Origin of the sequence: Pantoea sp. JGM49, assembly GCF_018257655.1 — a bacterium.
GTDB lineage: Bacteria > Pseudomonadota > Gammaproteobacteria > Enterobacterales > Enterobacteriaceae > Pantoea > Pantoea communis.
Genome location: NZ_JAERJM010000026.1, coordinates 21,537 through 29,046 on the forward strand (window position 1 = coordinate 21,537; position 7,510 = coordinate 29,046).

At 48.7% G+C, this 7,510-nt stretch carries 6 protein-coding genes; 4 read left to right on the top strand and 2 right to left on the bottom strand.

Annotated elements, in window-relative coordinates; all coding sequences use genetic code 11:
- Window positions 1-349: 349 nt before the first annotated feature.
- Window positions 350-1,243, bottom strand: a complete 894-nt coding sequence (locus tag JK231_RS24580) for a LysR substrate-binding domain-containing protein (RefSeq protein WP_211729858.1) — start codon at window positions 1,241-1,243, stop codon at window positions 350-352.
- Window positions 1,244-1,439: 196 nt separating this feature from the next.
- Between JK231_RS24580 and JK231_RS24585 the strand changes: the two genes are divergently transcribed.
- From JK231_RS24585 to JK231_RS24600, 4 genes are read left to right on the top strand one after another with little or no spacing between them, the layout of a single operon-like run.
- Window positions 1,440-2,189 carry an SDR family NAD(P)-dependent oxidoreductase gene (locus JK231_RS24585; protein WP_211729859.1) on the top strand — a complete coding sequence of 250 codons (750 nt, stop codon included), beginning with the start codon at window positions 1,440-1,442 and terminating at the stop codon, window positions 2,187-2,189.
- Window positions 2,190-2,241: 52 nt separating this feature from the next.
- On the top strand, window positions 2,242-3,540 hold the full coding sequence (locus JK231_RS24590) for an MFS transporter (protein ID WP_211729860.1): 1,299 nt from the start codon (window positions 2,242-2,244) through the stop codon (window positions 3,538-3,540).
- Window positions 3,541-3,549: 9 nt separating this feature from the next.
- A complete protein-coding gene (locus JK231_RS24595) occupies window positions 3,550-4,380 on the top strand; it encodes a transketolase (RefSeq protein WP_211729861.1) in 831 nt (276 codons plus the stop codon).
- Between the two features lies 1 nt (window position 4,381).
- Window positions 4,382-5,389 (top strand): transketolase family protein, encoded by a 1,008-nt coding sequence (locus tag JK231_RS24600; protein ID WP_211729862.1) that lies wholly within the window; start codon window positions 4,382-4,384, stop codon window positions 5,387-5,389.
- Between the two features lie 186 nt (window positions 5,390-5,575).
- Here the strand turns inward: JK231_RS24600 and JK231_RS24605 are convergent, their stop codons facing one another.
- Window positions 5,576-7,468, bottom strand: coding sequence for a methyl-accepting chemotaxis protein (locus JK231_RS24605; RefSeq protein ID WP_211729864.1), 1,893 nt, complete (start codon window positions 7,466-7,468; stop codon window positions 5,576-5,578).
- Window positions 7,469-7,510: the final 42 nt, after the last annotated feature.

Genomic DNA, 7,510 nt, shown 5'->3' on the forward strand with positions numbered 1-7,510 from the left:
GTCAGTATTTTACATACTAAATATTTTTATTAGAAAAAGAGGTTTTACAGCAATACTTCTCTTAATTCAGGGTGAATTTTTCGCGGGCCTCAGAGACGATACTTTAGTTCTCATTTACCCATTTCAGCAGAGTATGAAGAGGTATCAACACCTCCATTCAGGTGAGGCCGATAAGCACCTGAATTCGATTTCAGAACTGACGGTACGACTATGCAGACGTTTTAGAGTTTGCCAGATAGCCTAAATGAGTTACCGGATGACTATTCTTAATATAGATGTTTTTACATGAAAATAGAAAATTAATTCTTCCACTTAAAAATTAAGTTTCTGAAAATAATTTTTCAATCACTCAGCTCAGCATCGTGAGCATCCACTCTAAAAATTTATTTACCCTGGGTAAATGCGAAAAACCTCTGGGATATACAATATGATGTGCACTGACAGGAACACTGAAGTCTGTGGCCAGCACCCTAACAAGTTTGCCACTTTTTATGTAGTCCTCTGCAAGAAGTTCGCTTTCGAAGATAAGTCCGTATCCCAGCATGGCCGCTTCAAGGCTCATGTATGAACGGTCAAAACGAAACAGCCAGTCCTCTTCCGGCTGAGGTAGCTGATTTTGTGCAAACCACTGTGGCCACTTTATCAGTGGTGATTCTGAAAGAATAAGTGCATGAGTACTTAATTGCGACAGATCATTAACCGGATGCTTATTGAGATAATCCGGTGATGCCAGAACAGACATCTTTTCGTTTCTAATTGTTTTTATCTCAAAACTTTGCCAGTCAGGAAATCCATGGCGGATAGCAATATCTATATTTGCACGACTAAAAGAAAGGTTTTCATAGGAGCAGGACAGCGTAACTTCAAGCCCGGGGTATTTTTCCCGGAAAGTATGGATCCTGGGAAGCAGCCACAGCAGTCCAAAACTAGGAGCACAGTGAATCCGCAACGCGCTTCGCTCTTTCTCATCGCTGATACGTGAAGTTGACTGTGCGATACCCTGAAGCAGCGGACTGATTTCCTTAAGATAACGTTCGCCGGCCATAGTCAGAAACATGCCTCTTGCCGAGCGGTTAAAGAGAATGCATCCAACTTGATTTTCCAGTTTTGCCAGCTGATGGCTGGCGGCCGAAGGCGTAATGCTGAGCTCCTCAGCGGCTCTTGCAACGTTACCATAATGGGCCACCTCCTCAAAAACACGTAGTGATTTAAACGAGGGAAAGGCGTCAGGTGGTTTACTCATGCGTATTTCCTTATTCATTATTTGTGATATTCAACTCATATTAAATTGAAAAATTGTTAACTCCATCAAATCAGCAAATTCATTCAGCATCAAATGAATTTTTTTGCATTGCCTTTATTTCTGCCTTTTTTATGCTGATTGCAACCCTACTGGCATTGCCCCAAACCCGAGCATAAAAACGATAACGGAGTCAGAGATGTTACTTAAAAATAAAGTTGCCATTATTACGGGAGCCGCTTCCGAGCGCGGAATTGGCCGCGCGACTGCCGCCTGTTTTGCGCAGCACGGAGCACGCGTCGTTATACTTGACCTTGATAAGGACGCCGCACACAAAGCTGCCCTTCAACTTGGCGAAGACCATATCGGTCTGGCAGTCAACGTCACTGATCCGGATGCCGTGCAGCAGGCGGTTAATTGCGTAGTGAGTAAATTCGGCCGCGTTGATATTCTGGTTAACAATGCCGGGATTACCCAGCCGGTAAAAACACTCGAAATCAGCGTCAGCGACTATAACCGCATTCTTGACGTCAATTTGAAGGGGACCCTGCTGATGTCTCAGGCCGTCATACCCCACATGCGGCGTCAGGGGGGAGGGAGTATTATCTGTCTGTCGTCGGTTTCTGCTCAGCGAGGAGGTGGAATTTTCGGCGGCCCACATTACAGCGCTGCCAAAGCAGGCGTTCTGGGCCTGACAAAAGCCATGGCGCGAGAGTTCGGCCCGGACCAAGTTCGAATCAATGCGCTGACTCCGGGGCTAATTCATACCGATATTACTGGCGGGCTCATGCAGGACGAGCGTCGTCATGCCATCATCGACGGCATTCCACTCGGCAGGCTCGGTAGCGCCACTGATGTAGCTAACGCTGCGCTTTTCCTGGCCTCTGACCTGTCATCTTACCTTACCGGTATCACGCTAGACGTTAACGGCGGCATGTTGATTCACTAAGTGCTCAGACCACTCTGTTCAGCTTCAGCTTAACGTACCCGGAGTCAATATAATGACCACGCTTAACCTAAGTGCATCCGACCATGCGCGTAATAGCGCGTACCGTAAAACGGCTTGGCGGCTGATGCCTTTTCTGATGTTGTGTTACCTCTGTGCTTACCTGGACCGCGTTAACGTTGGCTTTGCCAAACTTCAGATGATGAGCGATCTGTCACTGAGCGAAACAGTTTACGGTCTTGGGGCCGGTATCTTCTTTATCGGTTACTTTATTTTTGAAGTTCCGAGCAATCTTATCCTGCATCGCGTAGGTGCCCGCCGCTGGATAGCCCGCATTATGATTACTTGGGGCCTGATTTCAGGAATGTTTGCCTTTGTCGAAACGGCCTGGCAATTCTATTTGCTGCGCTTTCTCTTAGGCGTGGCCGAGGCGGGCTTGGCTCCAGGCCTGCTGCTCTATCTCACCTACTGGTTCCCTTCGCATAGGCGTGCTCGTATGACCGTATTATGGTTTGTGGCTATTCCCCTATCAGGGATGATTGGTGGGCCGGTTTCAGGCTGGATTATGGACTCCTTTTCAGGCTACCACGGCTGGGCTGGCTGGCAATGGATGTTCATACTGGAAGCCATTCCCACGGTTCTCATGGGATTTATCGTGCTTACTGTCCTCAAAGATCGCATAGAACAAGCCAGTTGGCTTGATGAAAGTGAGAAAAAAATGGTTCGTGCAGATCTTGATGAAGATAACCAGCATAAATCGCATCATGGCACAGTCAGCGCTTTCCTGTCGGATAAGCGACTATGGCTACTGGCACTCATTTACTTCTGCGTGGTTATGGGACAATACGCCCTAACGTTCTGGCTGCCAACATTAGTGCGTAATGCCGGTATTCAGGATCCACTGCACATCGGATTATTCACCAGTATCCCCTATTTTTGCGCAATCATAGCAATGCTGCTAGCAGGACTTAGCGGCGACCGGCACCGTGAAAGACGCTGGCATCTTATTATCCCGATGCTTACAGGCATTATCGGACTCTCGCTGGCTACTCTGCTGGGACATAGCGTCACAATATCACTGTTTTTCCTGAGCGTAGCCGCTGCAGGCATCCTCTCAGCCTCTTCACTTTTCTGGATGTTACCTACCAATCTTCTTGGGGGCGTTTCTGCCGCAGCGGGTATCGCTGCCGTGAATTGCATAGCCAATCTAGCCGGCTTCTTCTCACCCTGGCTAATTGGTGCCATCACAACCCGTTCAGGCTCACCCGCCATGGGTATGTACTTTATCTCTGCAGTGCTGCTGCTTGGAGCCCTTTGTGTGCTCCGTATCCGCGCGGCAGATGTAAATCGCTAATCAGGAGAAATGATGAACAATTCAGTAATAACATTACAACAACGTGCGACAAGTATCCGTCGCCACGCTCTGCTGATGGGACAGGTTCAGGGGCAAGGCTATGTAGGACAAGCGCTCGGTGTAGCCGATGTGCTTGCTGTCAGCTATTTTCACGCGCTGAATTTTCGGCCTGCTGAACCTGAATGGGAAGGTCGGGACCGTTTCTATCTATCGATCGGACATTATGCAATAGCCCTTTATGCCGCGCTGCTCGAAGCGGGCATTATTCCCGTGAGTGAGCGAGAAACCTACGGCAGCGATGAGAGCCGGTTGCCTATGTCTGGCATGGCGGCCTACACACCGGGAATGGAAATTACCGGAGGTTCGCTCGGCCAAGGTCTTGGCATCGCCGTAGGGGCCTGTCTGGCACTCAGGAAGAAGGGCTCCTCTTCATTTGTATATAACCTGCTTTCTGACGGTGAGCTTAATGAAGGCTCGACCTGGGAGGCGGCCATGTCTGCTTCACACTGGAAGCTCAATAATCTGATTGCCCTAATCGATGTTAATAACCAGCAGGCCGATGGTCATTCATCTGAGATTTTGGCCTTCGAGCCCATCGTTGATCGCTGGCAGGCATTTGGATGGCATGTTCAGCGCGTAGATGGTAACGATATCAATGCGCTAAAAAACGCTTTCGATAATGCCCGTAGCTGGAAGGGAGACCAGCCCCGCTTGATTATCTGTGATACCCGAATGGGTAAAGGTGTTCCCTTCCTGGAAATACGTGAAAAAACGCACTTTATCCGCGTAGATGAAGACGAGTGGGATAAAGCTCTGACCGTGCTGGAGCAAGGAGAATAAGATGACCTTAACGCAAAAGAAACGCCTCACCACCTCAGCTATGATTGCCTCTATCGCATCGGAAGGGCAGCCAACCCAGTCCGCACCTTTTGGGCATGCTCTGGTTGAATTGGCCAGACAGCGTCAGGATATCGTCGGCCTCACGGCAGACCTCAGCAAATATACTGATCTTCACTTATTTGCCGAAGCCTACCCGGATCGTTTTTTTCAGATGGGCATGGCCGAACAGCTGCTGATGAGTGCTGCTGCCGGCATGGCGCGCGAGGGTTTTACGCCTTTTGTGACTACCTACGCCGTATTTGCTTCACGTCGCGCATACGATTTTATCTGTATGGCTATTGCTGAAGAGAACCTGAACGTAAAGATTGCCTGCGCCTTGCCAGGTCTAACTACCGGCTACGGTCCAAGCCATCAGGCAACGGAGGATCTGGCTATTTTTCGCGGTATGCCGAACCTGACAATCATTGATCCCTGTGATGCGCTCGAAATCAGTCAGGTAGTGCCGGCAATAGCCGACCATCAGGGGCCGGTCTATATGCGACTTCTGCGTGGAAAGGTACCTGTTGTGTTGGATAAATATGATTACCGCTATCAACATGGAAAGGCCCAACGCCTTCGCTCAGGAAAGCATGCGGTTATTATTGCCAGTGGGCTGATGACCATGCGTGCATTGGAGGCTGCAGAGGAGTTGGAAAAAAAAGGTATTGAGGTAGGGGTGGTGCACTCTCCGGTGATCAAACCCCTGGATGAAGCGACAATCCTGAAGGAAGCCGGCGAAGCGGTTGCCGATGGTCGGCTGGTAATTACAGCAGAAAATCACTCTATTACCGGTGGACTTGGAGAGGCAATTGCAAGCACACTGATGCGTCACGGTGTGACCCCTCGATTTCATCAGATTGCACTGCCTGACGAATTTTTAGCGGCGGGTGCTCTGCCTACTCTGCATGACCGGTACGGCATTTCAACCGCCGCGATGGTCACACAGATTCAAAAGTGGCTTCAACGCTAAATAACGAAATTACAAGCCCCCTGCAGCACTAGGGGAGCTAGTAATAGAGGCAGGGTGTCAATCCCTGCCTTTACTTATTAGCTTCAGTTCAAAACAAAGCCGCAAACCTGGCATCGGAGTGTGCAAGAATCAAGCCTTTCCACTTTATACCCCTTGCAGCCCGTCCTGAGGAAACGCTTTACCTTTTTATAAAGTCGCATTCGTACGGAACACGCTAACAGCATCTCTAAGGCTAGCTGCCAGGTTTGCGAGTTCATCAGCAGATGACGCTGACTCTTCAACCAGTACGGCATTTTGCTGGGTCACCTGATCCATCTGCGTCACCGCAATATTTATCTGCGAAACTCCCGCACTCTGCTCTTCAGAGGAAGACGAGATTTCTCTGACAAGCTGCGATGTCTGTTCAATGGCGTCCATACTTTCTCTGACTTTTTCACCCGCATCGCGGGCCATTGAAATGCCCTGCTCGGCATTCTTCACTGATTGTTCAATTAGCCCTTTTATTTCCTTCGCCGCCCCAGCAGAACGCTGCGCCAGTGCTCTGACTTCAGACGCTACGACGGCAAAGCCTTTACCGTGCTCACCGGCCCGAGCAGCCTCAACAGCCGCGTTCAACGCCAGAATATTCGTCTGGAACGCTATACCGTCTATAACTGAGATAATCTCCTTAATCTGAGCTGCACTGCTACTTATTTTTTCCATGGAATCCATTACTGATTCCATGGCCTGACCACCACGTAAAGACGCACTGCTAGCAGAGCTGGCCATTTCAGCTGCGTAACGGGTGTTTTCAGCATTGTTGCTGATAATTGATGACAACTGCTCCATACTTGCGGCAGTTTCGGCTAGAGATGCAGCCTGCTCTTCAGTTCTCGCAGAGAGATCAACATTTCCCCGCGCAATCTCTTCTGAAGAGATGGCAATAGTAACGGCGTTAGATTTAATGTTCTCGACAGTAAGTGTAAGACGCTGGCTCATCTGCAGCAGTGCATTAAGCAGTCCGGCAGTTTCATTTTGCCCCGTGACATTAAATGAGGCAGTCAGATCCCCCCCTGCCACTTCAAGAGCGAGTTTTGAAGCAGCACCAATTGGGCGTGTAACTGAACGAATAATCATCAACGCAAAAATTACTGAAAGCAGAACCATAATGAGAAGCACACCAAGCAAAACATACTGTTCATGCCGGTGCTCGGTTATCTGATGATTCAGCATTAAATAAAGTTCATTACCACCAGTGATGGCATAGGCGCTAAATCTGTTGATGGCGCTCGTGAAAAGCGCGACAAACTCCTGCGGGTCTTGACTCGCTTCACTACGATTGATAAAAAGCGCCCGGGCGGTTTTGAGTGCGAGATTAGCTTCACTTACGGCTGAATTTGCATCTGCACTAAATTTTTTTCTTAGTCCGACATCAGAGAGAAAGAGCTTTTCAGAGTCTTGAGTAAACAGACTTAGGTTATAGGCACCCGTACTAAGTAAGGATTCCATACGGACTGAGTCCGCTTCGCTTATGATTTCATTTCTGGTAAGCATTGAGGCGCCAAATGCACGAATTTTTCCGAAGCTTTCGGTAAGTTCAGGCAATGATGAAAAATTACTGATAATTAGCCGATAAGAATTGATATCTGAATCAAGCGAGAGTCCGTAAAAATCCAGCACATCCCGGTTGACATTTAGAAGGTTGCGGATGACCAGCGCATGTGCGTCAAGGCTGGCCGTCTGATCCAGTTTTAATGCATCAATATCCTGCTGCATTCCGTTCCACTGCGCGCGAATTCCATTTATTTTTTCAATTATCTCTACACTGGCAGCCGTCTGCGCCATCTCTTTCGTGATGGCATCGGTTATACCGACAATATCATTTTGGATCTGAAGACGCTGTGTAGTGGAAGGATTTTTTTGTGAGATGGCAAGTGCTGTTTCGGCACGGTGGCGCTGCATCAGATTAAGCAGAGCAAGAATCCTTATCTCAACGGGTACTCCTGTGCCTTCTCTTTCTTTAGCCTGAATATATTTATTGCCTTCGGATAAAAAAAGCATGGTAGGCACTGCGAGCGCGACCACCGCAGGTTGCAGCAGCTGATTAAGGAAGGTGCTGCCGGCAAAATAGCGGGTATAAGG

What these genes read in the sequence shown, in the direction of transcription:
- JK231_RS24585 (WP_211729859.1), top strand. Translation starts at nt 1,440, where the DNA reads ATGTTACTTAAAAATAAAGTTGCCATTATTACGGGAGCCGCTTCCGAG.
- JK231_RS24600 (WP_211729862.1), top strand. Translation starts at nt 4,382, where the DNA reads ATGACCTTAACGCAAAAGAAACGCCTCACCACCTCAGCTATGATTGCC.
- JK231_RS24580 (WP_211729858.1), bottom strand. Translation starts at nt 1,243, where the DNA reads ATGAGTAAACCACCTGACGCCTTTCCCTCGTTTAAATCACTACGTGTT.
- JK231_RS24590 (WP_211729860.1), top strand. Translation starts at nt 2,242, where the DNA reads ATGACCACGCTTAACCTAAGTGCATCCGACCATGCGCGTAATAGCGCG.
- JK231_RS24595 (WP_211729861.1), top strand. Translation starts at nt 3,550, where the DNA reads ATGATGAACAATTCAGTAATAACATTACAACAACGTGCGACAAGTATC.